Source organism: Burkholderia anthina (genome assembly GCF_001547525.1).
Taxonomy (GTDB): Bacteria; Pseudomonadota; Gammaproteobacteria; order Burkholderiales; family Burkholderiaceae; genus Burkholderia; species Burkholderia semiarida.
Window position 1 is genome coordinate 447,189 of sequence record NZ_LNJP01000003.1, and the last position, 25,888, is coordinate 473,076.

Here is a 25,888-nt window from a genome sequence, read left to right on the forward strand (position 1 = left end):
TCGCCTTGAGCCCACCTGCTTGTCATACAAAAGCGATCTTTTTCGCATCGATTCAATTTCATTACACAAAATTACACAGACCCAACCATTGCCGTCGATACGATCGCCTTCAAACGGGAATTGGCATATTTCGGCTTCGCGGTCGAACCGATGCCGTGAAGTACCAGAGGGCCATCGCGCAGTCGCACGACGGCATTCACTACCGGCTCGTTACGGGGACGAACATGGGCTATCAGCAGGGTTTGAGCGGGTTGGCCGGCGCGTCGAGCAACCTCGACGTGATCGGCAACAACATCGCGAACGCAAACACGGTCGGCTTCAAGCAGGGGCGCGCGAACTTCGCGGACATGTACGCGAATTCGGTCGCGACGTCGGTCAACACGCAGATCGGCATCGGTACGCGGCTCGCGTCGGTGCAACAGAATTTCGGCCAGGGGACCATCAATTCGACGAAGTCGTCGCTCGACGTCGCGATCAACGGCAACGGCTTCTTCCAGATGTCGAGCAACGGCGTGACCACGTACTCGCGCGACGGCACGTTCCACCGCGACAAGAACGGCGCGATCGTCGACGCGCAAGGCCGCAACCTGATGGGCTATGCGGCAGGCGCCGGCGGCGTGATCAACACCGCGCAGACCGTGCCGCTGCAGGCGCCGACCAGCAACATCGCGCCGCGCGCGACGAACAAGATCACCGGCCAGTTCAACCTGAACGCGCAGGACAAGGTGCCGGCCAGGACGCCGTTCAACGCGAGCGACAACACGACGTTCAACTACAACTCGTCGATCCAGGTCTACGATACGCTCGGCGGCTCGCAGCAGGTCACGATGTACTTCGCGAAGAGCGCGGCCGGCACGTGGCAGGCCTACGCGGGCGTGCAGGGCCAGACGCCGACGCATCTCGGCACCGTCACGTTCGACGCATCGGGCCGGATCAGCTCGACGACGTCGGCCGCGACCGGGCAGCCGACGCCGAGCCTCGGCCAGTTCGCGTTCTCGATCCCGAACACGACGGGCGGCGCCAATCCGCAGAACCTGACGCTCGACCTGGGCGGCACGACGCAATACGGCGGCAAGGACGGCGTGAACAATCTCGCGCAGGACGGCTTCGCGAGCGGCACGCTGACGACGTTCTCGATCGGCACCGACGGCAAGCTGACCGGCAACTATTCGAACGGACAGAGCACGGTGCTCGGCCTGATCGCGCTCGCGAACTTCAACAACCCGAACGGGCTCGTGAACATCGGCGGCAACCAGTATGCGGAAACGGCTGCGTCGGGCGTGCCGCAGATCTCCGCGCCGGGCAGCACGAACCACGGCACGCTGCAGGGCAGCGCGCTCGAAAACGCGAACGTCAACCTGACGACCGAGCTCGTGAACCTGATCACCGCGCAGCGCAATTACCAGGCGAATGCGCAGACGATCAAGACCCAGCAGGCCGTCGACCAGACGTTGCTGAACCTGCGTTGAACCGCGCATGAAAAACGCGCCGCGCCGGCCCCGAACCTCGAGGCCGACGCGGCGCGTCGTATCGTGCAGCCCGGCCCGCGAGCCGGACAGCGAGCGTGCTTACTTGTCGAGCAGGATGCGCAGCATGCGGCGCAGCGGCTCGGCCGCGCCCCACAGCAGCTGATCGCCGACCGTGAACGCCGACAGGTATTCGCCGCCCATCGCGAGCTTGCGCAGGCGACCGACCGGCACCGACAGCGTGCCGGTGATCTTCGCCGGCGACAGGTCGCGCATCGACGCTTCGCGCTCGTTCGGCACGACCTTCACCCAGTCGTTCGCCGATGCGAGGATGCCGTTGATCTCGTCGAGCGGCACGTCCTTCTTCAGCTTGATCGTCAGCGCCTGCGAGTGGCAGCGCATCGCGCCGATCCGCACGCACAGCCCGTCGACCGGGATCGAACCCGGTTCGCCCATCGCCGGCTTGCCGAGGATCTTGTTGGTTTCCGCGCCGCCCTTCCACTCTTCCTTCGACATCCCGTTGCCGAGATCCTTGTCGATCCACGGGATCAGCGAACCGGCGAGCGGCACGCCGAACTGGCTCGTCGGCATCGCGTCGCTGTTCATCGCGGCCAGCACGCGGCGGTCGATGTCGAGGATCGCGGAGGCCGGATCGGCGAGCTGTTCCTGCACCGCGCCGTTCAGCGTGCCCATCTGCGACAGCAGCTCACGCATGTTCTGCGCGCCCGCGCCCGATGCGGCCTGATAGGTCATCGCCGTCATCCAGTCGACGAGGTTCTCGCGGAACAGGCCGCCGAGCGCCATCAGCATCAGGCTGACCGTGCAGTTGCCGCCGACGAAGTTCTTCGTGCCCTTGACGAGCGCGTCCTTGATCACGTCGAGGTTGACCGGATCGAGGATGATGACCGCGTCGTCGTTCATCCGCAGCGACGATGCCGCATCGATCCAGTAGCCGTTCCAGCCGGCCGCGCGCAGCTTCGGAAACACGTCGTTCGTGTAGTCGCCGCCCTGGCACGTGATGATCACGTCGCACTTCTTCAGCTCGTCGACGCTGGTCGCGTCCTTGAGCGTGGTCTCGTTTTTCGCGAACGACGGCGCCTTGCCGCCCGTGTTGCTGGTGCTGAAAAACACCGGTTCGATCAGGTCGAAATCGCCCTCTTCCTGCATGCGCTGCATCAGGACGCTGCCGACCATGCCGCGCCAACCTACGAGACCTACGTTCATGACTAACCCTTTGCTTTGAATGGAGCTTCCCCGCCATTTCCGTCCCCGCGTGACCGCGCGGGGAAACAGGCGGGCACGACGGCGATCAGCGTTTAATGATCGTTTTCGTGGTAATGGTTTTCGTGATGACGATGGCGCGCGCACCCGCACGGGCAGTGTTGCCGTGGAGTTTCAGGACCGGGGAGATCAGGGAAATCAGCGCCATCGTTCGAGTCTACACAAAGCCGGTGGCCCGCACAACGGCCAACCCCGCGCGAACGGGCCGATTTTTACGGCCCGTTCGCGCCCTTTTCCACATTAGTTACCGCACTTCATTTTCCTACGCTTACAGCGCGGCGACCACCGCATCGCCCATCGCCGCCGTGCCGACCTGCTTGCAGCCCGGCGTCGCGATGTCGCCCGTGCGGTAGCCTTGTTCGAGCACCGTTTTCACAGCGCGCTCGATACGATCGGCCTGCTCCGCGCGATTCAGCGAATAGCGCAGCAGCATCGCGGCCGACAGGATCGTCGCGAGCGGGTTCGCGATGCCCTTGCCCGCGATGTCCGGCGCCGAACCGTGCGACGGCTCGTACAGCCCCTTGTTGTGCTTGTCGAGCGACGCGGACGGCAGCATGCCGATCGAGCCCGTCAGCATCGACGCCTCATCCGACAGGATGTCGCCGAACATGTTGCCGGTGACGATCACGTCGAACTGCTTCGGCGCCTTCGCGAGCTGCATCGCCGCGTTGTCGACGTACATGTGCGACAGCTCGACGTCCGCGTACTCCTTCGACACGTCGATCATGATGTCGCGCCAGAACTGCGACGTCTCCAGCACGTTCGACTTGTCGACCGACAGCAGCTTCTTCGCGCGCTTTTGCGCGGCCTGGAACGCGACGTGCGCGATGCGGCGCACTTCCGGCTCCGAATAGCGCATCGTGTCGAAGCCTTCGCGCTCGCCGGCGAACGGGCCGTCCGGCGCCGCCCGCACGCCGCGCGGCTGGCCGAAGTAGATGTCGCCGTTCAGTTCGCGCACGATCAGGATGTCGAGGCCCGCGACGAGCTCCGGCTTCAGCGGCGACGCATCGACGAGCTGCGGATAGCAGATCGCCGGGCGGAAGTTCGCGAACAGCTCGAGGTGCTTGCGCAGCCCGAGGATCGCCTGCTCGGGGCGCAGCGCGCGCTCGAGCGAGTCGTACTTCCAGTCGCCGACCGCGCCGAACAGGATCGCGTCGGCCTGCTTCGCGAGCGCCAGCGTCGCGTCGGGCAGCGGATGGCCGCTCGCCTCGTAGCCCGCGCCGCCGACCGGCGCCTGTTCGAGTTCGAACTTCTCGTCGAGTGCGTTCAGCACCTTCACCGCTTCATTGACGATTTCCGGACCGATGCCGTCGCCGGGCAGCACTGCAATCTTCATGCGAAATTCCTGACTGGGTAGGGTGTTATGGAGGCAGGCCGGCGAGCGCACGCACGGCGCGCCCGCCCGCAACGCGCGATCAGCCGACCAGCTTGGTGCTGAGCCACGGCTGCTTCACGAGCCGCTCCGCTTCGAACTGGCGGATCTTGTCCGCGTGGCGCAGCGTGAGGCCGATGTCGTCGAAGCCGTTCAGCAGGCAGTACTTGCGGAACGCGGCGATCTCGAACGGATACTCGCGGCCGTCGCCCGCGCGCACGACCTGCGCGTCGAGGTCGATCGTCAGCTGGTAGCCGTTGAACGCGTACGTGTCGCTGAACAGGTGATCGACCTGCTGCTCGGTCAGCACGATCGGCAGCAGGCCGTTCTTGTAGCAGTTGTTGAAGAAGATGTCCGCGAAGCTCGGCGCGATGATCGCGCGGAAGCCGTACTGCTGCAGCGCCCACGGCGCGTGCTCGCGCGAGCTCCCGCAACCGAAGTTCTTGCGGGCGAGCAGCACCGATGCACCCTGGTAGCGCGGCTGGTTCAGCACGAAGTCCGGGTTCAGCGGACGCTTCGAGTTGTCCTGGCCCGGCTCGCCGTGATCGAGGTAACGCCATTCGTCGAACGCGTTCGGACCGAAGCCCGTGCGCTTGATCGACTTCAGGAACTGCTTCGGGATGATCGCGTCGGTGTCGACGTTCTCGCGATCGAGCGGCGCCACGACGCCGGTATGTACAGTGAATTTTTCCATGATCCGTCTATCCGGTTGAAGGGCCGGCATTCAGCCGGCGCACATCGACAAATTCTCGGCGGGAAACGTCACTCCGCGGCGCGCTTCAGCGCGCTGCCGGCGGCGTTGACGTCTTCCCCGAAGCCTCGGACGGTATTGCAGCCGGCCAGGCCGAAACCCAGCCCCGCCAGCGCCAGCGCGGCAACCAGCCGCGCGATGACTTTCGATGCCGTCACGCGTCACCCCAGCTGGCGAATGTCGACGAAGTGGCCTTCGATCGCCGCGGCCGCCGCCATCGCGGGGCTCACGAGGTGCGTGCGACCGCCCGCGCCCTGCCGGCCTTCGAAGTTGCGGTTCGACGTCGACGCGCAGCGCTCGCCCGGCTCGAGCCGGTCGGCGTTCATCGCGAGGCACATCGAGCAGCCCGGCTCGCGCCATTCGAAGCCCGCATCGGTGAACACCTTGTCGAGCCCTTCGCGCTCGGCCTGCGCCTTCACGAGGCCCGAGCCCGGCACGACCATCGCGAGCCGCACGTTCGACGCGATGCGGCGGTTCAGCTTCTTCACGACGTACGCGGCCGCGCGGATGTCCTCGATCCGTGCGTTCGTGCACGAGCCGATGAAGATCTTGTCGACCTTGATCGATTCGATCGGGGTGTTCGGCTCGAGCGCCATGTACGCCAGCGCGCGCTCCATCGCGTCGCGCTTGACCGGATCCTTCTCGCGTTCGGGATCGGGCACGCGACCGTCGATCGACGTGACCATTTCCGGCGACGTGCCCCACGTGACCTGCGGGACGATCTCGGCCGCGTTCAGCTCGACCACGCGGTCGAACTGCGCGCCGTCGTCCGACTTGAACTGGCGCCAGTATTCGACGGCCTGATCCCATTCCGCGCCGGTCGGCACGAACGGACGGCCCTTCAGGTAGTCGATCGTCGTGTCGTCCACCGCGACCATGCCCGCGCGCGCGCCGGCCTCGATCGCCATGTTGCAGACGGTCATCCGGCCTTCCATCGTCAGCGCGCGAATGGTCGAGCCGCCGAATTCGATCGCGTAGCCCGTGCCGCCTGCCGTGCCGATCTTGCCGATGATCGCGAGCACGATGTCCTTCGCGGTACAGCCGCGCGGCAGCGCGCCCTCGACCTTCACGAGCATGTTCTTGCTCTTCTTCTGCAGCAGGGTCTGCGTCGCGAGCACGTGCTCGACTTCCGACGTGCCGATGCCGTGCGCGAGCGCGCCGAACGCGCCGTGCGTGGACGTATGCGAATCGCCGCACACGATCGTCATGCCCGGCAGCGTCGCGCCCTGTTCCGGCCCGATGATGTGGACGATGCCCTGGCGCACGTCGTTCATCTTGAACTGCGTGATGCCGAATGCATCGCAGTTCGCGTCGAGCGTGTCGACCTGCAGCTTCGAGACGGGATCGGCGATGCCGTGGCTGCGGTCCGTCGTCGGCACGTTGTGGTCCGACACGGCCAGGTTCGCGCTGATGCGCCACACCGGGCGCTGCGCGATCTTCAGCCCTTCGAATGCCTGCGGGCTCGTGACTTCATGCAGCAGTTGACGGTCGATGTAGAGCAGGGTCGTGCCGTCTTCCTCGGTGTGGACCACGTGGGTGTTCCACAGTTTGTCGTAGAGAGTCTGTGCCATGGGTATGCGGGGTCGTTGTGACTACAAGCCTTGCGGATGCGATCGATTATGCCACGCGGAACGCGTCGCGGCGCAGCGCCGACGCGAAAAAACCCATTAAAAACAGTGGTTTGGCTGGTAGTGTCAATACCTGTATCGGCATTACCAGCCAAAATGGGGCGCGCCGCGCATCGCCTCGTCGGCTGCGCCGACGATTTCTCGACAGGGGGGCTCTGCTACAGCCCCGAAGGCGGCAAAGGCGACGAAAGCGACGCATGACGCAGCGCCTCCGGCATTTCCCGCTCGATCGCCTAGACTGTCTATTCGCAACGGGCGGCACGCGGCCGCCCTCCCGCCATCACGATGCGAGCATCACCCGAAGCATCGAAGGACAGGAGCATTGCATGCGATATGAACTCTATTACTGGCCTGAAATCCAGGGCCGCGGCGAGTACGTGCGCCTCGCGCTGGAAGCAGCCGAGGCCGACTACGTCGACGTCGCGCGCGAATCGGGACGCGGAATGGGCGTGGCGGCGATGATGCGCATGATGGACGACACGAAATCGGAATGCGTGCCGTTCGCGCCGCCGTTCCTGAAGGCCGGCGACGTGGTCGTCGGACAGACCGCGAACATCCTGCTGTTTCTCGGCGCGCGGCTCGGACTCGCGCCCGACGACGAAGCCGGCCGGCTGTGGGTGCACCAGCTCCAGCTGACCGCCGCCGATTTCATCACCGAGATCCACGACACGCACCATCCGATCGGCAGCGGCCTGTACTACGAGGACCAGAAGGCGGAAGCGGCCGAGCGCGCGGCCGATTTCCTCGAGAACCGGCTGCCGAAATTCCTCGGCTACTTCGATCGCGTGCTCGAACAGAATCCGCACAAGAGCGGTTATATCGCGGGCAGCACGCTCACCTACGCGGACCTGTCGATGTTCCAGTTGATCGAGGGCCTGCGCTATGCGTTTCCGAAAGCGATGAAGCGCGCGGAACGCAAGATCGCCGGGCTCGTCGCGCTGCACGATCGCGTCGCACGGCATCCGCCCGTCGCGCACTACCTCGAGTCGGAACGCCGCATCCCGTTCAACGACATGGGGATCTTCCGGCACTATCCGGAGCTGGACAAGTAACGGCCGGCTGCCGTTACCCCATCGCCGCAGCGACCGACCGGCGCGGTGGCCCGTGCCGCGCGGCGGCCGCGTCGACGGCCTCGCCCGAGCGCGTGAGCCACGGCCCGACGTCCATTTCCTCGTAGCGCACGAGCCGGCTCTTGCGCGCGCGGCGACAGCATCGCGAACATCGGCGCGCGCCCTTCCGATGCGAGGTTGTACAGCGTCCGTGCGCCGCGTAGGCACCCGAATTGCCGGCCGACAGCACGGCCGTCAGGATCAACGGATTCATCGCGCCGGCGGCGAGCAGGATCGCGATCATCGCGATGCGACGGCCCTGCAGACGACGTTTCAGCGTCGCTCCGGACGGCGGGGCCGTCTGCGCTGCCGCTTGCGCGGCATCCGTAATGTTCACCCCGATCGTGAGCCGGGACAGTCGATTCGATTCGGGATGCAAATCGATCGCGCCGGTCATTCGCATCGAAACCGGCGCTCGCTGGCCGGTCGCCTCACACGACGCTGCGCTTGATCGTCTGCAGTTCGGCCGTCGTCACGATCTTCTCGATCCGGAATCGCGGGCTTTCCAGCCACACGTTCGCGATCCGCCGGTACTCGTCGAGATCCTCGCACGCGAGCCGCACGAGAAAATCGAACGTGCCGCTCACCAGCCAGCAATCGAGCACGGCCGGATTCGCGCGCATTTCCTCCTCGAACGGCGCCTGCGAACGCCCGTGGTCGGCCAGCACGATCTGCGCGATCACGACGATCGGCTTGGTCGCGCGCGGCGCGTTGATCACCGCGCGGTACCCTTCGATCACGCCGAGCGCCTCGAGCCGCTCCACGCGCGCCTGGCACGGCCGGGGCGTGAGATTCACGCGTTCCGACAGCTTCCGGTAGGAAATCCGTCCGTCGGTGCGCAGGATGTCGAGAATCCGGAGATCGATCTTGTCCAACTGCATCTTCTTGTCGGTCATCCGCGTTCGTTCCGGTCGGGTCGTGGCTCATGCGCGGAACGTCTGCCGTTCCACACGCGGGCCCCATTATCCGGCCGAAGCCGCCGCGCGCCAATCGACTAGAACCGCAGCGACAGGCACGTCAGGCCCCCGTCCATCTTGCGGAACTCGCTCGTGTCGATCACGTGCAGCGGCATGCCGAGCGACGCGATCGCGTCATGCACGCGCGGATAGCCGGCCGGCGTGATCAGCGTGCCGTTCACGCGCAGCGTGTTGGCCGCATATTCGTCGGCGGCGGAAATCGCGATCCTTCGATAGTCGGCGAACGCCGGATGCGCGGCCAGCGCGTCGGTCACGAGCAGCGTGTCGTCGCCGAGCGCATTGACGACCGATTTCAGGTGCAGGCCGGCGCCGACCGGCACCGCGACGACCGAGTAGCCATGGCGCGACACCAGCGACTCGAACGCGGCGATGCCTTGCGCGTCGGTGCGGCTCGTCAGCCCGATGAAGAAGCACTTGCCGACCAGCATCACGTCGCCGCCGTCGAGGCGGCCCTGTTGCATCGGCAGCAGCTCGCGATGCACGCGCAGCGCCGCTTCGATGTGCGCGGTCTCGCCGCGCCGGGCGGGCGCGCCGGGGCGCGTGATCACCGCGAATTCCGGCGTGACGACGGCAACGTCCTCGACGAAGTGCGAATCGGGAAACGCATCGAGCGGCGGCAGTTCGGTCAGCTCGACCGCGAGCATGCGCAGCGCGTCGCAGTATGCGCGGAACTGCGCGAGCGTCTTGTCGTAGTCGGGTGCGCCAAGTTCGGCGGTGGTCAGGCCCGCGCCGCAGGACGGCGCGGGACGGCGAACGATCGCTTGCGTGAATTGCATCGACTCCTCCATGTTCTGCGCCGCACCCGTGCCGTGCACGGGCCGGCGGCGTCGTGTCCGGACCATTATCGGAAGCCAAATTGCGCAATTCGCGTCGATTTCGGCGGCGCCGACAGCCGATTGCGTCGAATTGCGCGCACCACGCAGCCGATTCGGCGAACGGGCCGCCCGCGCGTCATGCGCCGGGCTCGAATCCCATCTGCGCGCGGCCGAGCGCCGTGAGTTCGCCCTCCCCCGCGCGCCCGGCGAAATCGACCTCGAAATGGTCGGCCGGGAAATCGGGCGGGCTGTCGCCGCGCAGGAACGCGCAACGCTGGCGTTGCAGGTACGCGTCGTTCTTCGCGCAGCCGGGCGCGGCCGCGATGTACATCACGTTGCTGTCGCCGCTGCCGCGATGCGCATCCTCGACCGCATGCACGACGTCGCCGTGCCAGAACACCGCGTCGCCCGGTTCCATATGCGGGATCGGCACCAGCGCATCGAGCAGCAGCGCGTGCCATTCCGGGCGAATCGACAACGCGCGGCCGGGACGCGCGCCGCACAGGTCGTCGTCGGCGACGTCGTCCTGCAGCGCGCGCAGCACGACATAGGCCATCGCGTTCGCAACCGGGATCAGCTGCAGCGTGCCGTCGCCGGGCCCCTGCGGTGTCAGCGCTGTCCAGCCCTGGAACGTGCGGAACATCGAACACACGGCCGGCGACGGAATCTCTTCGACGTCGGGCCGGAACGCCGCATCGAACGGATCGTACTCGCGCCAGCGGCCGGCCAGCACATGGCGATAGACCTGCCGAAAATTCGCGCCGAGCCAGCGCTCGACCGAGCCGCCGTCGACATGCGGCGACAGCCCGAGCGAAGTCGAACCGGGCGGCCGGCGGCGGATCCGGTCCGCATACGCGGGCACCCGATCGGGATCGAAATGCGCACGTACGCCGTCCGCATGTCGCCACAGGCGGTTCAGGAACACCCGCGCCTGCGTGAGCGCCGGCGACTGGCGCGCGGCCACCTGCGGCTTCGACCAGTAGACGCCGTAGATCTGCGGCTTGCCCGACGCCAGATTGCCGAAATAGCGGTCTTCCGCGCGCGCGTGCAGCCGGTCGGCGAAACGGTTCGCATCCAGATACGCGCCGATCTCGTCGTTCCAGTCGCGTGCCTGCCTCGCATCGAACACGCCGCGGATCACGACCGCGCCATGCGTTCGGATCGCCGCAACCGCATGCGGATCGACCCGGCCGCCCGCGATATCCGTGAACGGCACGACCGGAATCACGTCGTGGCCGTGCGCGTGCGCGCGGCGGATCGCATCGACCTGCCGGGCGATGTCGCCCTCCACTTCGCGGAACGTGGCCGCGTAGCCGGGCAAGTCGGCGCGCAGCGCCCGTTTCGCCGCGCGGATCGCGGCAGGCAGGTCGTCAATCGTCAGTTGCATCGTCGTCTCCTCGCTGAAAGCGTGTCGTGATGTGCTGTCAGCGTACGGCCGGCACACGGCCGCCATCACCACTATCCGGCCAATGATCGATACAATCCTGACAATCGTGCGTCATTCGGGACGATGGCAGACCACGCAGAGCTTGTTGCCGTCCGGGTCGCGGAAATACGCGCCGTAATAGTCGCGGTGATAGTGCGGCCGCAGGCCCGGCGGCCCTTCGCAGGTGCCGCCATGCCGCAGCGCGAGTGCGTGGCAGCGATCGACGTGCGCGCGGGTCGGCGCATCGAACGCGATCGTGTGGCCGTTGCCCGGCTCCGGTGGGCGGCCGTCGAGCGGCTTGCCGAAGAAGAACAGCGGCCGCTCGGAATCGGCCGGCATCCAGCCCGACCAGCCGTCCGGCTCGCGGAATTTCAGGCGCAGCCCGAGTGCCGCGAACAGCGGCGCATAGAAATCGTAGGCGCGCGCCGTATCACCGACGCCCACGCACACATGTGAAAACATGGCATCGCTCCTTGGTGAGAATCGCTCACGATCATGCCACGGCGCACTGCCCGCCCCTACCGGAGGCCGCGATGAAACCGCAATACGAGCACGTGACGTTCGCGTCCGGCTGTTCGATCCGCGTCTATCACCGCCAGCTCGCGCGCATTCCGTTCGAATGGCATCGCCATCCCGAATACGAACTGACGCTGACGCTCAACAGCCGCGGCCAGCGCTTCATCGGCGATCACGTCGCGCGCTACGCGGACGACGATCTCGTGCTCGTGCCGCCGAACCTGCCGCATACGTGGTCGTCGAACGCGCGCATCGATCGCGACGCGCCTGAAGTCGCGCTCGTCGTCTGGTTCGACGGAGACTGGGCGCGGCGGCTGGCCGACTGCTGCCCCGAATACGCGCCGCTGCGCTCGCTGCTGCGGCGCGCGGCGCCGGGGCTGCGCTTCGACGTGGAGACGGCCCGCGCGATGCGCGCGCGGCTGCCGCGGTTGCTCGATCCGTCGCCACGCGTACGGCTCACGGCCACGCTCGACACGCTTGCCGATCTCGCGGAAGCCGGCGGCGAACCGCTCGCCACCGTGCATGCGTACGACCGGCCCGACGGCGCGCCGTCGCCCGGCGGGCCGGGCGCGCCCGAAGCCGAACGCCTCGACCGCGTGCTCGACGCGATCGACCGGCATTTCCACGAACCGCTGCGCATCGACGCACTCGCCGCTGCCGCGCACCTGTCCGAACGCACGCTGCAACGGTTGTTCGTCCGGCATCTCGGCGAAAGCGTCGGCCGTTACGTGCAGCGGCTGCGCCTCGCGCATGCATGCCGCCATCTCGTCGGCACCGACTGGCCGATCGCGACGGTCGCCGCGCGCTGCGGCATTCCGAATGCCGCGAACTTCAATCGCCAGTTCCTCGCCGCGCGCGGCACGACGCCCGGCGCGTACCGGCAGTTCTTCAAGCAGCACGGCCATGCACCGGACGACGACGCGCCCGCGCTCGACACGCGGCCGCCGTCGCTGGAGCGCCGCGCCGGCTCGGGCCAACGCCGGCCGCGCAAATGAAAACACCCCGACGGGCTGACCCGTCGGGGTGTCGTGGCGTTGCGGTTGCCCGACGCGAGCGACCTGCCGGCCGCTCGCGCCGCACACGGTTTAACGTGCGTTGAGCGGCTTCGCTTCGCGCGGCGTATCGCCGATGAACAGCTGGCGCGGACGGCCGATCTTCTGTTCCGGATCGGCGATCATTTCGTTCCACTGTGCGATCCAGCCGACCGTACGTGCCATCGCGAAGATACACGTGAACATCGACGTCGGGATGCCCAGCGCGCGCTGGACGATACCCGAGTAGAAGTCGACGTTCGGGTACAGCTTGCGCGACACGAAGTATTCGTCTTCCAGCGCGATCTTCTCGAGCTGCATCGCGAGCTTGAACAGCGGGTCGTCGTGCAGGCCCAGTTCGTTCAGCACTTCGTAGCACGTCTCGCGCATCAGCTTCGCACGCGGGTCGTAGTTCTTGTACACGCGGTGGCCGAAGCCCATCAGCTTCACGCCCGAGTTCTTGTCCTTCACCTGCTTGATGAATTCGGGGATGTTGTCCGGCGAACCGATCTGCTCGAGCATGTTCAGCGCGGCTTCGTTCGCACCGCCGTGCGCCGGGCCCCACAGACACGCGATACCGGCCGCGATACACGCGAACGGGTTCGCGCCCGACGAGCCGGCCAGGCGGACCGTCGACGTCGATGCGTTCTGCTCGTGATCGGCGTGCAGGATCAGGATGCGGTCGAGCGCGCGGACGAGCACGTCGTTGACCTTGTACTCTTCGCACGGGTTCGAGAACATCATGTGCATGAAGTTCGCGCTGTACGACAGCGAGTTCTTCGGATACACGAACGGCTGGCCGATGCTGTACTTGTACGCCATCGCGACGAGCGTCGGCAGCTTCGCGATCATGCGGATCGCCGACACTTCGCGGTGACGCGGGTCGTTGATGTCGAGCGAGTCGTGGTAGAACGCCGACAGCGCACCGACTGCGGCGACCAGGATCGCCATCGGGTGCGCGTCGCGACGGAAGCCACGGAAGAAGAAGTGCATCTGCTCGTGCACCATCGTGTGCTTCGTGACGGTGTCGACGAATTCCTTCTTCTGCGCGGCGTTCGGCAGTTCGCCCTTCAGCAGCAGGTAGCAGCTTTCGAGGAAGTCCGCGTTTTGTGCGAGGTTGTCGATCGGGTAGCCGCGGTACAGCAGCTCGCCCTTGTCGCCGTCGATGTACGTGATCGCCGAATTACACGAAGCCGTCGACATGAAGCCCGGGTCGTAAGTGAACTTGCCGGTCTGGCCGTACAGCTTGCGGATGTCGATCACGTCCGGGCCCATCGTGCCCTTGTAGATCGGCATTTCGACGCTCGGCGAGTTGTCGCTGAACGATAGCGTGGCTTTAACATCAGACGGAGTCATGGCACATCCTCAATCGAAATAAAGAAACGGGATTCGATAACGGGCGCAGCGCGTTACACCTTGGCGTCACACGTTGCGCAGCATCTCCAACAGCCGGTGAATGTCCGGGCTGTCTAGGTCGCCTTCTGGTTCCTTGCGCGCGAGGAGCAAGTCCATCAGGTCGTTGTCGCTCAGATCGAGCAGGCGCGACAACGCGCCTACGTCTGCATCGGTGAGGTCATGCTCGTATCGGCTGAAGAATCGCTCGAATACGATGTCGTTCTCCAGCAGACCCCGCCGCGCGCGCCAGCGCAGGCGCGCGCGGCGGTGCGGGTCGGATTGATGCGATTCGTCGCTCATCAAACTTTATACCGCGCGCCGAACCATCAGTTCCTTGATCTTGCCGATCGCCTTCGTCGGGTTCAGCCCCTTCGGGCAAACGTCGACGCAGTTCATGATCGTATGGCAACGGAACAGACGGTACGGGTCTTCCAGGTTGTCGAGACGCTCGCCGGTGGCGGTGTCGCGGCTGTCCGCGATGAAGCGGTAAGCCTGCAGCAGGCCGGCCGGGCCGACGAACTTGTCCGGGTTCCACCAGAAGCTCGGGCACGACGTCGAGCAGCTCGCGCACAGAATGCACTCGTACACGCCGTCGAGCTCGTCGCGCTCTTCCGGCGACTGGAGGCGTTCCTTCTCCGGCGGCGGCGCGTCGTTGATCAGGTACGGCTTGATCGAGTGGTACTGGTTGAAGAAGTGCGTCATGTCGACGATCAGGTCGCGCACGACGGGCAGGCCCGGCAGCGGGCGCAGCACGATCTTCTGCGGCAGGTCGTTCAGGTTCGTCAGGCACGCGAGGCCGTTCTTGCCGTTGATGTTCATCGCGTCCGAACCGCACACGCCTTCGCGGCACGAACGGCGGAACGACAGCGTCTCGTCCAGTGCCTTCAGCTTGACCAGTGCGTCGAGCAGCATGCGCTCATGCTGGATCTCGAGCTCGTACGTCTGCATGCGCGGCGCTGCGTCCTTGTCCGGATCGTAGCGGTAGACTTCAAAAATGCGTTTTGCCATTTCGGATTCCTTTGACTCGGCTTAGAACGTGCGCGGCTTCGGCGGCACGGAATCGACCGTCAGCGGCTTCATTTGAACCGGCTTGTAGTCGAGGCGATCGCCTTCGCTGTACCACAGCGTGTGGCGCAGCCAGTTCTCGTCGTCGCGGTGTTCGTAGTCGCTGTGCGCGTGCGCGCCGCGGCTTTCCTTGCGCGCTTCCGCCGACACCATCGTTGCGCGGGCCACTTCGATCAGGTTCTCCAGCTCGAGCGCTTCGACGCGCGCGGTGTTGAACACCTTCGACTTGTCCTTCAGGTGGATGTTCTCCACGCGCGCCTTCAGGCCGGCCATCTGGTCGACGCCTTCCTTCAGCAGCGCCGACGTGCGGAACACGCCTGCGTGCTTCTGCATCGTCGCGCGGATGTCGTTCGCGACGTCCTGCGTGTACTCGCCCGAGCTCGACTTGTCGAGCTTGTTCAGGCGCGCGAGCGAGAACTCGCCCGCATCCGCCGGCAGCGGCTTGTGTTCCTTCTGGTTCTTCACGTGCTGGACGATGTGGTTGCCGGCCGCGCGGCCGAACACCACGAGGTCCAGCAGCGAGTTCGTGCCGAGACGGTTCGCGCCGTGCACCGACACGCACGAGCATTCGCCCACTGCGTAGAAGCCGTTGACCGGTTCCTTGTGATCGCGCGACGTGCCGACGACCTGACCGTGGATGTTGGTCGGGATGCCGCCCATCTGGTAGTGGATCGTCGGAACGACCGGGATCGGCTCCTTGATCGCGTCGACGTTCGCGAACTTCAGCGCGATTTCGCGGATCGACGGCAGACGCTTCATGATCGTCTCGGCGCCGATGTGCGACAGGTCGAGCAGCACGTGGTCCTTGTTCGGACCGACGCCGCGGCCTTCCTTGATTTCCTGGTCCATCGAACGCGACACGAAGTCACGCGGCGCCAGATCCTTCAGCGTCGGCGCGTAGCGTTCCATGAAGCGCTCGCCGTTCGCGTTGCGCAGGATGCCGCCTTCGCCGCGCACGCCTTCGGTGATCAGCACGCCCGCGCCGGCCACGCCGGTCGGGTGGAACTGCCAGAACTCCATGTCCTGCAGCGCGATGCCCGAGCGGGCCGCCATGCCGAGGCCGTCGCCGGTGTTGATGAACGCGTTCGTCGATGCCGCGAAGATCCGGCCTGCGCCGCCCGTCGCGAACAGCGTCGTCTTGCCTTCCATGATGTAGACGTCGCCCGTCTCCATCTCGAGGGCCGTCACGCCGAGCACGTCGCCGTCCGCGTCGCGGATCAGGTCGAGCGCCATCCATTCGACGAAGAACTGCGTCTTCGCCTCGACGTTCTGCTGGTACAGCGTGTGCAGCAGCGCGTGACCGGTACGGTCGGCGGCCGCGCAAGCGCGCTGGACCGGCTTCTCGCCGTAGTTCGCGGTATGGCCGCCGAACGGACGCTGGTAGATCGTGCCGTCCGCGTTACGGTCGAACGGCATGCCGAAGTGCTCGAGTTCGTACACGACGTTCGGCGCTTCGCGGCACATGAACTCGATCGCGTCCTGGTCGCCGAGCCAGTCGGAACCCTTGATCGTGTCGTAGAAGTGGTAGTGCCAGTTGTCTTCGCTCATGTTGCCGAGCGACGCGCCGATCCCGCCTTGCGCGGCCACCGTGTGCGAACGGGTCGGGAATACCTTCGACAGCACGCCGACCGACAGGCCCGCGCGCGACAGTTGCAGCGCCGCGCGCAAGCCGGAGCCGCCCGCGCCGACGATCACGACGTCAAACTTGCGGCGCGGGAGGGAAGTTTTGATTGCAGCCATTCTTTACACTCTCCAGAGAATCTGCGCGGCGTAGCCCGCACATGCGAGCAGCCAGACGATGGTCAGCGATTGCAGCAGCAGGCGCACACCGACGGGCTTCACGTAGTCCATCCAGATGTCGCGCACGCCGACCCATGCGTGGTAGAAGAGGGAAAGCAGCATCACGAAGGTCGCGAGCTTCATCCATTGCGCGGCGAAGATCGATGCCCAGCCTTCGTACGAAAAATCGTGCGCGCCGAAGAACAGGACGAGCAGAATGACCGTGTAGACCGCCATGATCGTGGCGGTGACGCGCTGCGCGAGCCAGTCGCGCAGGCCGTAGTGTGCGCCGACGACGAGGCGCTTCGAGCCGATTCGGTTGTTGGCTGCCATTTTCTTAGAATGCTCCGAACAGTTTGAGTGCCATGGCGATCGTCAGCGCGATCGAGACGACAAAGACGACGACGGCCGTCCGCTTGCCGCCTTCCTTCGAGACGGCGTCGTGGTTGACGTCCATCAGCAGGTGGCGAATGCCGGCGCAGAAATGGTGGAAGAAGGCCCACGACAACGCGAGGACGATCAGCTTGACGACGATGTTGGAGAGGAACTGCTTGAAGACCTCGAAGCTGAGCTCGGAGGTGAGGCTCTGGTCGAAGAGGAACAGCAAGAACGGCAGGAACAGGAACAGCAGCGCGCCGCTGACTCGGTGGAGAATCGACAGTATCGCCGCCAGCGGCATGCGATACTTCAACGTGATGTCGCCGATTCCGATGTTCCGGTATTCCGGCCTCGGCTTTCTTACTGCGTCAGTCATGCTAGACCCCTACTATGTTGTCACACTAATCCGCGATTTTAGCGCCTTTTCATATCGCGCTGCAGCGAAAGTCTGCTCTGGATAATTGCGCGAACACGAACAAAGGCGGCCCGAAACGTGCTTCGCGAGCGTGGGAAACGCGAATGCACGCGGCTGAACCGAACGTCGTCAGCTCAAGTCATTCTGATAGTAGTACCCGGTTGTGACATACCAGCCGCGGCGCACTTCCACCGGCCGGTCCCCGTACGTATAGGACACGCGCTCGACCGACAGCAGCGGGAAACCGGCCGGCACGTGCAGCAGGTCGGCCACCGCCGGATCCGCCGCGACCGCGCGGATCTTCTCCGTCGCGCGGATCATCCGCGTACCGAACTCCGTCTCGAACATCGCGTAGAGCGGCCCCTTGTATTCGCTCAACCGCTCGAACGTCAGCCCGCGGAACATCGCGCCCGGCAGCCAGATCTCGTCGAGCACCGTCACTTCGCCGTCGAATTCCAGCAGGCGGCGCACCTGCACGACGGGGTCGGCGGGCCTCAGGTCGAGCTGCCGTGCGATCTCGGCCGGCGCGCGCAGGCGCCGGCATTCGAGCAGACGGCTCACGTGCGGGTGCTCGGCGCCGTCGTCGGCCAGCAGACGCAGAAAGCGGAATTGCGCGCGATCCTCGTTGTGCGTTGCAACAAAAGTACCCTTGCCCTGCCGCCTGACCACCAGGTTTTCGGCGGCCAGCTCGTCGATCGCCTTGCGAACGGTGCCCTGGCTGACCTTGTAACGGGCCGCGAGCTCCACTTCGCTGGGGATGATCTCGCCCGGCTTCCATTCGCCGGATTCGAGACTTTGCGTGATCAACGACTTGATCTGCTGGTATAACGGGCTGAACGTCGGCGACGCGGCCGCCGCGGGCGAAGCCGCGGGATCGCCCGCGCCCGGCTGCCCTGGGCCGCCTGCGCCGGTCTGATTCGCGGTGTTCGCCTGGTTCGATGTCATGGCGCGCATTTCATCACAAACCGCACTTTTTCGTCCACTCAATTTCCGCAAAACATCTGTCTTATATAAGACATATGATACCGTTTGACTTTGCGCGTGACGGCTCCTACACTCCCGGTCGAGCAAGGGTTCGCGGGTGCAACAGCGCGTCCCCGGCTACGTGCCACGGCCGTCTCCAGGTTCACCGCGTCCGCCATCGCGAGTCCTCCGCCCTGCTTCAATGCAACGCTACGCACAACGCGCATAGAATGGCGTTTTCGCTCGCGTCCAACGCTTCACCCGTCCTGGAGATTTTCAATGGCTAAGCCCGCAAAGCGCGTTGCCGTCACCGGCGCCGCAGGTCAAATCGCTTACTCCCTGCTGTTCCGCATCGCGAACGGCGACCTGCTCGGCAAGGACCAGCCGGTCATCCTGCAACTGCTCGACCTCCCGCAAGCCCAAGCCGCCGTCAAAGGCGTCGTGATGGAACTCGATGATTGCGCGTTCCCGCTGCTCGCGGGCGTCGTGATCACCGACGATCCGAAGGTCGCGTTCAAGGATGCCGACGTCGCGCTGCTGGTCGGCGCACGTCCGCGCTCGAAGGGCATGGAGCGCAAGGACCTGCTGTCGGCGAACGCCGAAATCTTCACGGTCCAGGGCGCCGCGCTGAACGAAGTCGCGAGCCGCGACGTGAAGGTGCTGGTCGTCGGCAACCCGGCGAACACGAACGCGTACATCGCGATGAAGTCGGCGCCGGATCTGCCGAAGAAGAACTTCACGGCCATGCTGCGCCTCGACCACAACCGCGCGCTGTCGCAGCTCGCCGCCAAGTCGGGCAAGCCGGTCGCGTCGATCGAGAAGCTCGCCGTGTGGGGCAACCACTCGCCGACGATGTACCCGGACTTCCGCTTCGCGACCGCCGAAGGCGAATCGCTGCTGAAGCTGATCAACGACGACGTGTGGAACCGCGACACGTTCATCCCGACCGTCGGCAAGCGCGGCGCGGCGATCATCGAAGCGCGCGGCCTGTCGTCGGCAGCGTCGGCGGCCAACGCGGCGATCGACCACGTGCGTGACTGGGTGCTCGGCACGAACGGCAAGTGGGTCACGATGGGCATCCCGTCGGACGGTTCGTACGGCATCCCCGAAGACATCATCTACGGCGTGCCGGTCACCTGCGAAAACGGCGAATACAAGCGCGTCGAAGGCCTGGAAATCGACGCGTTCTCGCGCGAGAAGATGGACGGCACGCTGGCCGAGCTGCTCGAAGAGCGCGATGGCGTCGCCCACCTGCTGAAGAACTAAACATCACGCATCGGGCCGGGCGGCCTTCGGGCGCCCGGCTTCGGCGCGGGCCGGCATGCCGCCGGCTCGCGCCGAGCGATCCGATTCGCGCACGTTTTACCGCCTCGCGCCACCTCTCGCCGGCCCAGAACCTGCCCGAATCCGATTTTCTCCACGTTGACCCGCTTCCCTGACGTAGAAGAGATGGCCGCGCTCACTCCTGCACAAGTGCTCTACGACGGGGCGTCCCCGCCCGCGATCCTGCCCTGCTGCGATCACTACGCGGGCAGCGAGAAGCTGATGCGCAAGTCGCTCGCGCTGCAGGCCGAGCTGGGTCCCGTGTTCGACCTCACGCTCGACTGCGAGGACGGCGCGGCCGTCGGCCAGGAAGCCGCGCACGCGGCGCTCGTGGCCGACCTGCTCGGCAGCGCCGAGAACCGCTTCGGCCGCGTCGGCGTGCGCATCCACGACTTTTCCCACCCGCACTGGCGCGACGACGTGCGCATCGTGCTGCGCGCGGCGCGCGTACCGGCCTACATCACGCTGCCGAAGATCGCGAACGCCGCCGATGCGGCCGAAATGACCGCGTTCATCGAAGGCACGCGCCGCGAGCTCGGCATCGCGCAACCGATCCCTGTCGACGTGCTGGTCGAGACGCACGGCGCGCTCGCGCAGGCAGCCGCCCTCGCCGCGCTGCCGACGGTCGGCACGCTGAGCTTCGGGCTGATGGATTTCGTCTCCGCGCACCACGGCGCGATCCCCGACTCCGCGATGCGCTCGCCCGGCCAGTTCGATCACCCGCTCGTGCGCCGCGCGAAGCTGGAAATCGCCGCGGCCTGTCACGCACACGGCAAGACGCCGTCGCACAACGTGACGACCGAGGTGCGCGACATGAGCGTGGTCGCCGGCGACGCGCGACGCGCGCGCGACGAATTCGCCTTCACGCGGATGTGGAGCATTCACCCCGCGCAGATCCGCCCGATCGTCGACGCGTTCGCCCCGCGCACCGACGAAGTCGCGCTGGCCGCCGAGATCCTGCTGGCCGCGCAGGCCGCCGACTGGGGCCCGACGCGCCACGGCGATACGCTGCACGATCGCGCGAGTTATCGTTATTACTGGTCGGTGCTGCGCCGTGCGCGGGCCACCGGCCAGCCCGTACCGTCCGAGGCCGCGCCGCTGTTCGGCCCGGCCGCCGCGGGCGTCGCGCATTGAGTGCGCACCGCCGGCCGAGTCACGCGTTGCATGCATCCGCCGGCACGCGAGCCGGCAGACGTTTGCGAAACGACAAAAAACGTAACGGAGCCCGAAAACCTGATATATGCGCGGCCAAATAGGTGAAAATAGCGGCCGCTGCGCGCTTTCGGGGCGCGTGCAGTTTCAAACCGGCCGGCAGTGTCGATTGCCGGCCCTTGTCAACTGATTATCGAAAGGTTCTGACTCCATGAAGAAACTCCTGATCGCTACCGCCATCGGCGCCTTGTCCGCCACGATGCTGGTGTCGGCTCCGAGCGCGTTTGCCCAGGGTACGGCCACCACGACCGCGAAAAAGGCAGCGGCCAAGCGCCCGGCGCCGGCCAAGCGCATCATCCCGCGCAGCAAGAAGGCGCAGGCGCGCGCGGCCGCCAAGGTCGATCCGGTGCCGGAAGGCGCGGTCAAGTGGTCCTGCAAGGAAGGTCTGTCGTTCGATCTCGCCGGCGACATGAAGCGCGACCAGGTCGTCACGGTTCACTGGGCGAAGAAGAACTACAAGCTGCCGCGCCAGACCACGACGACGGGCGCCGACACGTTCTACGATCCGGCAGCAGGCTTCAAGCTGGTCGTGATCCCGACCAAGGCGATGCTGTTCTCCGACGCGAACGGCGGCGAGCGCCTCGCGGACGAATGCGTGACGCCGGAAATGGCGCAAGGCGGCGCAGCGCCGACGCAGGCGAACGAACTGAAGCCGGCAACGAACTAAGCGCGCGCGTTTTTCCGCTCTCGGCCCCTCGATGTCCGCCCCGGTCTCCAACGTCCGCCCTGCTCCGGATACGGTACTCGTCGACATCGTCGACTACGTGCTGAACACCGGCATCGACAGCGCGCTCGCGCTGGAGACGGCGCGTCATTGCCTGATCGACACGCTCGGATGCGGACTCGAGGCGCTGTCCTACCCTGCCTGCACCAAGCTGCTCGGCCCCGTCGTGCCCGGCACGATCGTGCCGAACGGCGCGAAGGTGCCCGGCACGTCCTTCCAGCTCGATCCCGTCCAGGCCGCGTTCGGCATCGGCGCGATGATCCGCTGGCTGGACTTCAACGACACCTGGCTCGCCGCCGAATGGGGTCATCCGTCCGACAACCTCGGCGGGATCCTGGCGACGGCCGACTGGCTCTCCCGCACGGCCCGCGCGGCCGGCCGCAAGCCGCTCGCGATGCGCGACGTGCTGGTCGCGATGATCCAGGCCCACGAGATCCAGGGCTGCCTCGCCCTCGAGAATTCGTTCAACGCGGTCGGGCTCGACCACGTGCTGCTCGTGAAGGTCGCATCGACGGCCGTCGTCGGGCGCCTCCTCGGGCTCACGCGCGACGAGCTGATCAACGCGGTGTCCAACGCGTTCGTCGACGGCCACGCGCTGCGTACCTACCGCCATGCGCCGAACACCGGTTCGCGCAAATCCTGGGCGGCCGGCGACGCCACGTCCCGCGCGGTGCGCCTCGCGCTGATCGCGAAAACGGGTGAAATGGGCTATCCGTCGGCGCTCACCGCGAAGACCTGGGGCTTCTACGACGTGCTGTTCGACGGCAAGCCGTTCCGCTTCCAGCGCCCGTACGGCACGTACGTGATGGAAAACGTGCTGTTCAAGATCGCGTTCCCCGCCGAATTCCATGCGCAGACGGCCGCCGAGGCCGCGCTGCTGCTGCACGCACGGCTCGCCGCGGCGGGCCGCACGACCGACGAGATCGGCCGGATCACGATCCGCACACATGCGGCCGCGATCCGCATCATCGACAAGCAGGGCCCGCTCGCCAATCCGGCCGATCGCGACCACTGCATCCAGTACATGGTCGCCGTGCCGCTGCTGTTCGGCCGGCTGACGGCGGCCGACTACGAAGACTCGGCCGCGGCGGACCCGCGCATCGACGCGCTGCGCGCGAAGACCGTGTGCGTCGAGGATCCGCAGTTCACGAAGGATTATCACGATCCGGACAAGCGATCGATCGCGAATGCGCTGACGATCGAGTTCACGGACGGATCGAAGCTTGCCGAAGTGGCGGTCGAATACCCGCTCGGCCATCGGCGGCGCCGTGCGGACGGCATCCCGCTGCTGGTCGAGAAGTTCAGGACCAACCTCGCCCGCCGCTTTCCGGCCAAGCAGCAACAAGCGATTCTCGACGTGTCGCTGGACCAGGCAAAGCTCGAAGCGATGCCGGTCGATGAGTACGTCGATCTGTATATGATCTAGCCGTCAGATACAGGACTCTTTGTTTCCTAGCCTCAAACCCAGGAAAATCACCATGGCCCACAATCTCCACAAGACCCTCAAGGAATTCGACAGCGGTTCCGGCAAAGGCAAGTTCTACTCGCTGCCGCAGCTCGGCAAGGAACTGAAGACGAAGATCGAACGCCTGCCGGTGTCGATCCGCATCGTGCTCGAGTCCGTGCTGCGCAACTACGACGGCAAGAAAATCACCGAAGAGCACATCGAGCAGCTCGCGAACTGGAAGCCGACCGCGAAGCGCGTCGACGAGATTCCGTTCGTCGTGTCGCGCGTCGTGCTGCAGGATTTCACGGGCGTGCCGCTGCTCGCCGACATCGCGGCCATGCGCGGCGTCGCCGAGCGCACGGGCAAGAACCCGAAGAAGATCGAGCCGCTGGTCCCGGTCGATCTCGTCGTCGACCACTCGGTCCAGATCGACTACTTCCGTCAGAAGGACGCGCTCGACCTGAACATGAAGCTGGAATTCCAGCGCAACAACGAGCGCTACCAGTTCATGAAGTGGGGCATGCAGGCGTTCGACACGTTCAAGGTCGTGCCGCCGGGCGTGGGCATCGTCCACCAGGTGAACCTCGAATACCTCGCGCGCGGCGTCCACAAGAAGACGGACGGCGCCGACACCGTGTACTACCCGGACACCCTCGTCGGCACGGACAGCCACACGACGATGATCAACGGCATCGGCGTGGTCGGCTGGGGCGTGGGCGGCATCGAGGCGGAAGCCGGCATGCTCGGCCAGCCGGTGTACTTCCTGACGCCGGACGTCGTCGGCGTCGAGCTGAAGGGCAAGCTGCGCGAAGGCGTGACGGCCACCGACCTCGTGCTGACGATCACCGAAATGCTGCGCAAGGAGAAGGTCGTCGGCAAGTTCGTCGAATTCTTCGGCGAAGGTACGCGCTCGCTGTCGCTGCCGGACCGCGCGACGATCGGCAACATGGCGCCGGAATACGGCGCGACGATGGGCTTCTTCCCGGTCGACGAAAAGACGATCGAGTACTTCGAAGGCACGGGCCGCACGAAGGCCGAAATCGCCGCGTTCGAAAACTACTTCAAGGCGCAGAATCTGTTCGGCATTCCGAAGGCCGGCGACATCGACTACACGAAGACGGTGACGCTCGACCTCGCGACGGTCGCGCCGTCGCTGGCGGGCCCGAAGCGCCCGCAGGACCGCATCGAGATCGGCCACGTGAAGTCGACGTTCACCGACCTGTTCTCGAAGCCGGTCGCGGAAAACGGCTTCGCGAAGAAGGCGGAAGACCTGAACACGCAGTACACGACGAGCAACGGCGTCGACGTGAAGAACGGCGACGTGCTGATCGCCGCGATCACGTCGTGCACGAACACGTCGAACCCGAGCGTGCTGCTGGCGGCGGGCCTGCTCGCGAAGAAGGCGGTCGAGGCCGGCCTCACGGTCGATCCGAAGATCAAGACCTCGCTCGCGCCGGGATCGCGCATCGTCACCGAGTACCTGACGAAGACGGGCCTGCTGCCCTACCTGTCGAAGCTCGGCTTCGAAGTCGCGGCGTACGGCTGCACGACCTGTATCGGCAACGCGGGCGACCTGACGCCGGAGCTGAACGAAGCGATCACGAAGAACGACATCGTCGCGGCGGCCGTGCTGTCGGGCAACCGTAACTTCGAAGCGCGCATCCACCCGAACATCCGCGCGAACTTCCTCGCGTCGCCGCCGCTCGTCGTCGCGTACGCGATCGCCGGCAACATCACGCGCGACCTGATGACCGAGCCGGTCGGCAAGGGCAAGGGCGGCCGCGACATCTACCTCGGCGACATCTGGCCGACGAGCGACGAGATCCACGCGCTGCTCAAGTTCGCGCTCGATCCGAAGAAGTTCGAGGACAACTACTCGAAGCTGACCAAGAAGGGCGACCTCTGGAGCAAGATCGAGGGCGAAACGGGCGAGGTCTACGACTGGCCGAAATCGACGTACATCGCCGAGCCGCCGTTCTTCGGCAACGACTTCTCGATGGAGCCGGCCGCGTCGATCCCGACCGTCAAGGGCGCGCGCGCGCTGGGCATCTTCGGCGATTCGGTCACGACCGACCACATCAGCCCGGCAGGCTCGATCAAGGAAGATTCGCCGGCCGGCAAGTGGCTGAAGGAAAACGGCGTGCAGAAGGCCGACTTCAACAGCTACGGCTCGCGCCGCGGCAACCACGACGTGATGATGCGCGGCACGTTCGCGAACGTCCGGATCAAGAACCTGATGATCCCGGCGAAGCCGGACGGCACGCGCGTCGAAGGCGGCCTGACGATCCACCAGCCGAGCGGCGAACAGCAGTCGATCTACGACGCGGCGATGCGGTACGTGGCCGCCGGCACGCCGACCGTCGTGTTCGCGGGCGAGGAGTACGGCACGGGCTCGTCGCGCGACTGGGCCGCGAAGGGTACGCAGTTGCTCGGCGTGAAGGCCGTGATCGCACGCAGCTTCGAGCGCATCCACCGCTCGAACCTGGTCGGCATGGGCGTGCTGCCGCTGCAGTTCAAGGGCGCGGACAGCGTCCAGTCGCTCGGCATCACCGGCGAAGAGACGTACGACATCGAAGGCCTCGGCGACGACTTCAAGCCGCAGCAGGACGTCACGCTCGTGATCCATCGCAAGAACGGCGAAACGCAGCGCGTGCCGGTGCTGCTGCGCATCGATACGCCGATCGAAGTCGACTACTACAAGCACGGCGGGATCCTGCCGTTCGTGCTGCGCTCGCTGCTCGCAGCGTAAGCGCTGCCTGTTGCAGGTGCCGCAGCCGCCTCGCGGGCGGTTGCGGCCGATTTGGATGCCCGACCT

The 25,888-nt window shown here is 65.8% G+C and carries 26 protein-coding genes; 8 read left to right on the forward strand and 18 right to left on the reverse strand.

The genetic code is table 11. From position 1 onward, the window contains the following. Positions 1–224: 224 nt before the first annotated feature. Positions 225–1,469, forward strand: a complete 1,245-nt coding sequence (flgE, locus tag WS64_RS22340) for a flagellar hook protein FlgE (RefSeq protein WP_060968550.1) — start codon at positions 225–227, stop codon at positions 1,467–1,469. Between the two features lie 99 nt (positions 1,470–1,568). Here the strand turns inward: flgE and asd are convergent, their stop codons facing one another. The 6 genes from asd to leuC form a co-directional block, all read right to left on the reverse strand. Next, positions 1,569–2,690: an aspartate-semialdehyde dehydrogenase gene (gene asd / locus WS64_RS22345; RefSeq protein WP_059639171.1), complete on the reverse strand. Its 1,122-nt coding sequence runs from the start codon at positions 2,688–2,690 to the stop codon at positions 1,569–1,571. Positions 2,691–2,775: 85 nt separating this feature from the next. Further along, positions 2,776–2,895, reverse strand: coding sequence for a hypothetical protein (locus WS64_RS22350; protein WP_006756675.1), 120 nt, complete (start codon positions 2,893–2,895; stop codon positions 2,776–2,778). A gap of 120 nt (positions 2,896–3,015) precedes the next feature. Next, on the reverse strand, positions 3,016–4,083 hold the full coding sequence (gene leuB, locus WS64_RS22355) for a 3-isopropylmalate dehydrogenase (protein ID WP_011548096.1): 1,068 nt from the start codon (positions 4,081–4,083) through the stop codon (positions 3,016–3,018). 79 nt (positions 4,084–4,162) lie between these two features. Next, positions 4,163–4,813, reverse strand: coding sequence for a 3-isopropylmalate dehydratase small subunit (leuD, locus tag WS64_RS22360; protein ID WP_059582769.1), 651 nt, complete (start codon positions 4,811–4,813; stop codon positions 4,163–4,165). A gap of 68 nt (positions 4,814–4,881) precedes the next feature. Next, positions 4,882–5,028, reverse strand: a complete 147-nt coding sequence (locus WS64_RS22365) for an entericidin A/B family lipoprotein (protein ID WP_011548098.1) — start codon at positions 5,026–5,028, stop codon at positions 4,882–4,884. A gap of 3 nt (positions 5,029–5,031) precedes the next feature. Continuing rightward, positions 5,032–6,441, reverse strand: coding sequence for a 3-isopropylmalate dehydratase large subunit (gene leuC, locus WS64_RS22370; RefSeq protein WP_059582772.1), 1,410 nt, complete (start codon positions 6,439–6,441; stop codon positions 5,032–5,034). Between the two features lie 383 nt (positions 6,442–6,824). On the opposite strand from leuC, the gene WS64_RS22375 reads away from it, so the two are divergent. Further along, positions 6,825–7,550 (forward strand): glutathione S-transferase, encoded by a 726-nt coding sequence (locus WS64_RS22375; protein WP_060967737.1) that lies wholly within the window; start codon positions 6,825–6,827, stop codon positions 7,548–7,550. 13 nt (positions 7,551–7,563) lie between these two features. Here the strand turns inward: WS64_RS22375 and WS64_RS35665 are convergent, their stop codons facing one another. The 5 genes from WS64_RS35665 to WS64_RS22400 all read right to left on the reverse strand — a co-directional run bounded on the left by WS64_RS35665 (position 7,564) and on the right by WS64_RS22400 (position 11,287). Then, positions 7,564–8,004, reverse strand: a complete 441-nt coding sequence (locus tag WS64_RS35665; RefSeq protein WP_060967738.1) for a hypothetical protein — start codon at positions 8,002–8,004, stop codon at positions 7,564–7,566. 34 nt (positions 8,005–8,038) lie between these two features. Then, positions 8,039–8,503: an Lrp/AsnC family transcriptional regulator gene (locus WS64_RS22385; protein ID WP_059582787.1), complete on the reverse strand. Its 465-nt coding sequence runs from the start codon at positions 8,501–8,503 to the stop codon at positions 8,039–8,041. Between the two features lie 98 nt (positions 8,504–8,601). After that, positions 8,602–9,360, reverse strand: a complete 759-nt coding sequence (locus WS64_RS22390) for a dimethylarginine dimethylaminohydrolase family protein (RefSeq protein ID WP_060968551.1) — start codon at positions 9,358–9,360, stop codon at positions 8,602–8,604. Between the two features lie 175 nt (positions 9,361–9,535). Next, entirely contained in the window at positions 9,536–10,786 is a 1,251-nt protein-coding gene (locus tag WS64_RS22395; RefSeq protein WP_060967739.1) for a DUF1479 domain-containing protein, read from the reverse strand. A gap of 111 nt (positions 10,787–10,897) precedes the next feature. After that, the gene (locus tag WS64_RS22400; RefSeq protein ID WP_060967740.1) at positions 10,898–11,287 is read right to left on the reverse strand and encodes a VOC family protein; all 390 of its coding nucleotides are present in this window, start codon (positions 11,285–11,287) and stop codon (positions 10,898–10,900) included. A gap of 71 nt (positions 11,288–11,358) precedes the next feature. On the opposite strand from WS64_RS22400, the gene WS64_RS22405 reads away from it, so the two are divergent. Next, positions 11,359–12,336 (forward strand): helix-turn-helix domain-containing protein, encoded by a 978-nt coding sequence (locus WS64_RS22405; protein WP_060967741.1) that lies wholly within the window; start codon positions 11,359–11,361, stop codon positions 12,334–12,336. A 90-nt stretch (positions 12,337–12,426) separates the two neighbouring features. On the opposite strand, the gene gltA is transcribed toward WS64_RS22405, so the two are convergent. The 7 genes from gltA to WS64_RS22440 form a co-directional block, all read right to left on the reverse strand. Then, on the reverse strand, positions 12,427–13,728 hold the full coding sequence (gltA, locus tag WS64_RS22410; RefSeq protein WP_011881720.1) for a citrate synthase: 1,302 nt from the start codon (positions 13,726–13,728) through the stop codon (positions 12,427–12,429). A 66-nt stretch (positions 13,729–13,794) separates the two neighbouring features. Next, complete coding sequence (locus WS64_RS22415) at positions 13,795–14,067, reverse strand: FAD assembly factor SdhE (RefSeq protein WP_059582797.1); 273 nt, start codon at positions 14,065–14,067, stop codon at positions 13,795–13,797. A 6-nt stretch (positions 14,068–14,073) separates the two neighbouring features. Then, a complete protein-coding gene (locus WS64_RS22420) occupies positions 14,074–14,775 on the reverse strand; it encodes a succinate dehydrogenase iron-sulfur subunit (protein ID WP_006479352.1) in 702 nt (233 codons plus the stop codon). A gap of 21 nt (positions 14,776–14,796) precedes the next feature. Continuing rightward, positions 14,797–16,572 carry a succinate dehydrogenase flavoprotein subunit gene (gene sdhA / locus WS64_RS22425; RefSeq protein ID WP_059582803.1) on the reverse strand — a complete coding sequence of 592 codons (1,776 nt, stop codon included), beginning with the start codon at positions 16,570–16,572 and terminating at the stop codon, positions 14,797–14,799. 3 nt (positions 16,573–16,575) lie between these two features. Then, the gene (gene sdhD / locus WS64_RS22430) at positions 16,576–16,944 is read right to left on the reverse strand and encodes a succinate dehydrogenase, hydrophobic membrane anchor protein (protein WP_006487767.1); all 369 of its coding nucleotides are present in this window, start codon (positions 16,942–16,944) and stop codon (positions 16,576–16,578) included. A gap of 4 nt (positions 16,945–16,948) precedes the next feature. After that, positions 16,949–17,365 carry a succinate dehydrogenase, cytochrome b556 subunit gene (sdhC, locus tag WS64_RS22435; RefSeq protein WP_040139410.1) on the reverse strand — a complete coding sequence of 139 codons (417 nt, stop codon included), beginning with the start codon at positions 17,363–17,365 and terminating at the stop codon, positions 16,949–16,951. Positions 17,366–17,533: 168 nt separating this feature from the next. Further along, positions 17,534–18,349, reverse strand: coding sequence for a GntR family transcriptional regulator (locus WS64_RS22440; protein ID WP_060968552.1), 816 nt, complete (start codon positions 18,347–18,349; stop codon positions 17,534–17,536). Between the two features lie 297 nt (positions 18,350–18,646). On the opposite strand from WS64_RS22440, the gene WS64_RS22445 reads away from it, so the two are divergent. From WS64_RS22445 to acnA, 5 genes are all read left to right on the forward strand, one after another. Then, positions 18,647–19,633, forward strand: a complete 987-nt coding sequence (locus tag WS64_RS22445) for a malate dehydrogenase (protein WP_006487742.1) — start codon at positions 18,647–18,649, stop codon at positions 19,631–19,633. Between the two features lie 183 nt (positions 19,634–19,816). Then, on the forward strand, positions 19,817–20,824 hold the full coding sequence (locus tag WS64_RS22450; protein WP_060967742.1) for an HpcH/HpaI aldolase/citrate lyase family protein: 1,008 nt from the start codon (positions 19,817–19,819) through the stop codon (positions 20,822–20,824). A 229-nt stretch (positions 20,825–21,053) separates the two neighbouring features. Beyond that, a complete protein-coding gene (locus WS64_RS22455; RefSeq protein ID WP_059582813.1) occupies positions 21,054–21,569 on the forward strand; it encodes a hypothetical protein in 516 nt (171 codons plus the stop codon). Positions 21,570–21,600: 31 nt separating this feature from the next. After that, the gene (locus WS64_RS22460) at positions 21,601–23,052 is read left to right on the forward strand and encodes a bifunctional 2-methylcitrate dehydratase/aconitate hydratase (protein ID WP_059639161.1); all 1,452 of its coding nucleotides are present in this window, start codon (positions 21,601–21,603) and stop codon (positions 23,050–23,052) included. A gap of 52 nt (positions 23,053–23,104) precedes the next feature. Then, positions 23,105–25,822 carry an aconitate hydratase AcnA gene (gene acnA, locus WS64_RS22465; protein WP_059582818.1) on the forward strand — a complete coding sequence of 906 codons (2,718 nt, stop codon included), beginning with the start codon at positions 23,105–23,107 and terminating at the stop codon, positions 25,820–25,822. Positions 25,823–25,888 lie beyond the last annotated feature (66 nt).

Bases quoted from the DNA above. Each gene is read 5' to 3' on its own strand.
- acnA (WP_059582818.1), top strand. From the start codon at position 23,105: ATGGCCCACAATCTCCACAAGACCCTCAAGGAATTCGACAGCGGTTCC.
- WS64_RS22395 (WP_060967739.1), bottom strand. From the start codon at position 10,786: ATGCAACTGACGATTGACGACCTGCCTGCCGCGATCCGCGCGGCGAAA.
- WS64_RS22450 (WP_060967742.1), top strand. From the start codon at position 19,817: ATGGCCGCGCTCACTCCTGCACAAGTGCTCTACGACGGGGCGTCCCCG.
- leuB (WP_011548096.1), bottom strand. From the start codon at position 4,083: ATGAAGATTGCAGTGCTGCCCGGCGACGGCATCGGTCCGGAAATCGTC.
- sdhA (WP_059582803.1), bottom strand. From the start codon at position 16,572: ATGGCTGCAATCAAAACTTCCCTCCCGCGCCGCAAGTTTGACGTCGTG.
- leuD (WP_059582769.1), bottom strand. From the start codon at position 4,813: ATGGAAAAATTCACTGTACATACCGGCGTCGTGGCGCCGCTCGATCGC.
- WS64_RS22375 (WP_060967737.1), top strand. From the start codon at position 6,825: ATGCGATATGAACTCTATTACTGGCCTGAAATCCAGGGCCGCGGCGAG.
- WS64_RS22445 (WP_006487742.1), top strand. From the start codon at position 18,647: ATGGCTAAGCCCGCAAAGCGCGTTGCCGTCACCGGCGCCGCAGGTCAA.
- WS64_RS22400 (WP_060967740.1), bottom strand. From the start codon at position 11,287: ATGTTTTCACATGTGTGCGTGGGCGTCGGTGATACGGCGCGCGCCTAC.
- asd (WP_059639171.1), bottom strand. From the start codon at position 2,690: ATGAACGTAGGTCTCGTAGGTTGGCGCGGCATGGTCGGCAGCGTCCTG.
- sdhD (WP_006487767.1), bottom strand. From the start codon at position 16,944: ATGGCAGCCAACAACCGAATCGGCTCGAAGCGCCTCGTCGTCGGCGCA.
- flgE (WP_060968550.1), top strand. From the start codon at position 225: ATGGGCTATCAGCAGGGTTTGAGCGGGTTGGCCGGCGCGTCGAGCAAC.
- WS64_RS22415 (WP_059582797.1), bottom strand. From the start codon at position 14,067: ATGAGCGACGAATCGCATCAATCCGACCCGCACCGCCGCGCGCGCCTG.
- gltA (WP_011881720.1), bottom strand. From the start codon at position 13,728: ATGACTCCGTCTGATGTTAAAGCCACGCTATCGTTCAGCGACAACTCG.
- WS64_RS22390 (WP_060968551.1), bottom strand. From the start codon at position 9,360: ATGCAATTCACGCAAGCGATCGTTCGCCGTCCCGCGCCGTCCTGCGGC.
- WS64_RS22385 (WP_059582787.1), bottom strand. From the start codon at position 8,503: ATGACCGACAAGAAGATGCAGTTGGACAAGATCGATCTCCGGATTCTC.
- WS64_RS22420 (WP_006479352.1), bottom strand. From the start codon at position 14,775: ATGGCAAAACGCATTTTTGAAGTCTACCGCTACGATCCGGACAAGGAC.
- sdhC (WP_040139410.1), bottom strand. From the start codon at position 17,365: ATGACTGACGCAGTAAGAAAGCCGAGGCCGGAATACCGGAACATCGGA.
- leuC (WP_059582772.1), bottom strand. From the start codon at position 6,441: ATGGCACAGACTCTCTACGACAAACTGTGGAACACCCACGTGGTCCAC.
- WS64_RS22350 (WP_006756675.1), bottom strand. From the start codon at position 2,895: ATGGCGCTGATTTCCCTGATCTCCCCGGTCCTGAAACTCCACGGCAAC.
- WS64_RS22440 (WP_060968552.1), bottom strand. From the start codon at position 18,349: ATGACATCGAACCAGGCGAACACCGCGAATCAGACCGGCGCAGGCGGC.
- WS64_RS22455 (WP_059582813.1), top strand. From the start codon at position 21,054: ATGAAGAAACTCCTGATCGCTACCGCCATCGGCGCCTTGTCCGCCACG.
- WS64_RS35665 (WP_060967738.1), bottom strand. From the start codon at position 8,004: ATGACCGGCGCGATCGATTTGCATCCCGAATCGAATCGACTGTCCCGG.
- WS64_RS22460 (WP_059639161.1), top strand. From the start codon at position 21,601: ATGTCCGCCCCGGTCTCCAACGTCCGCCCTGCTCCGGATACGGTACTC.
- WS64_RS22405 (WP_060967741.1), top strand. From the start codon at position 11,359: ATGAAACCGCAATACGAGCACGTGACGTTCGCGTCCGGCTGTTCGATC.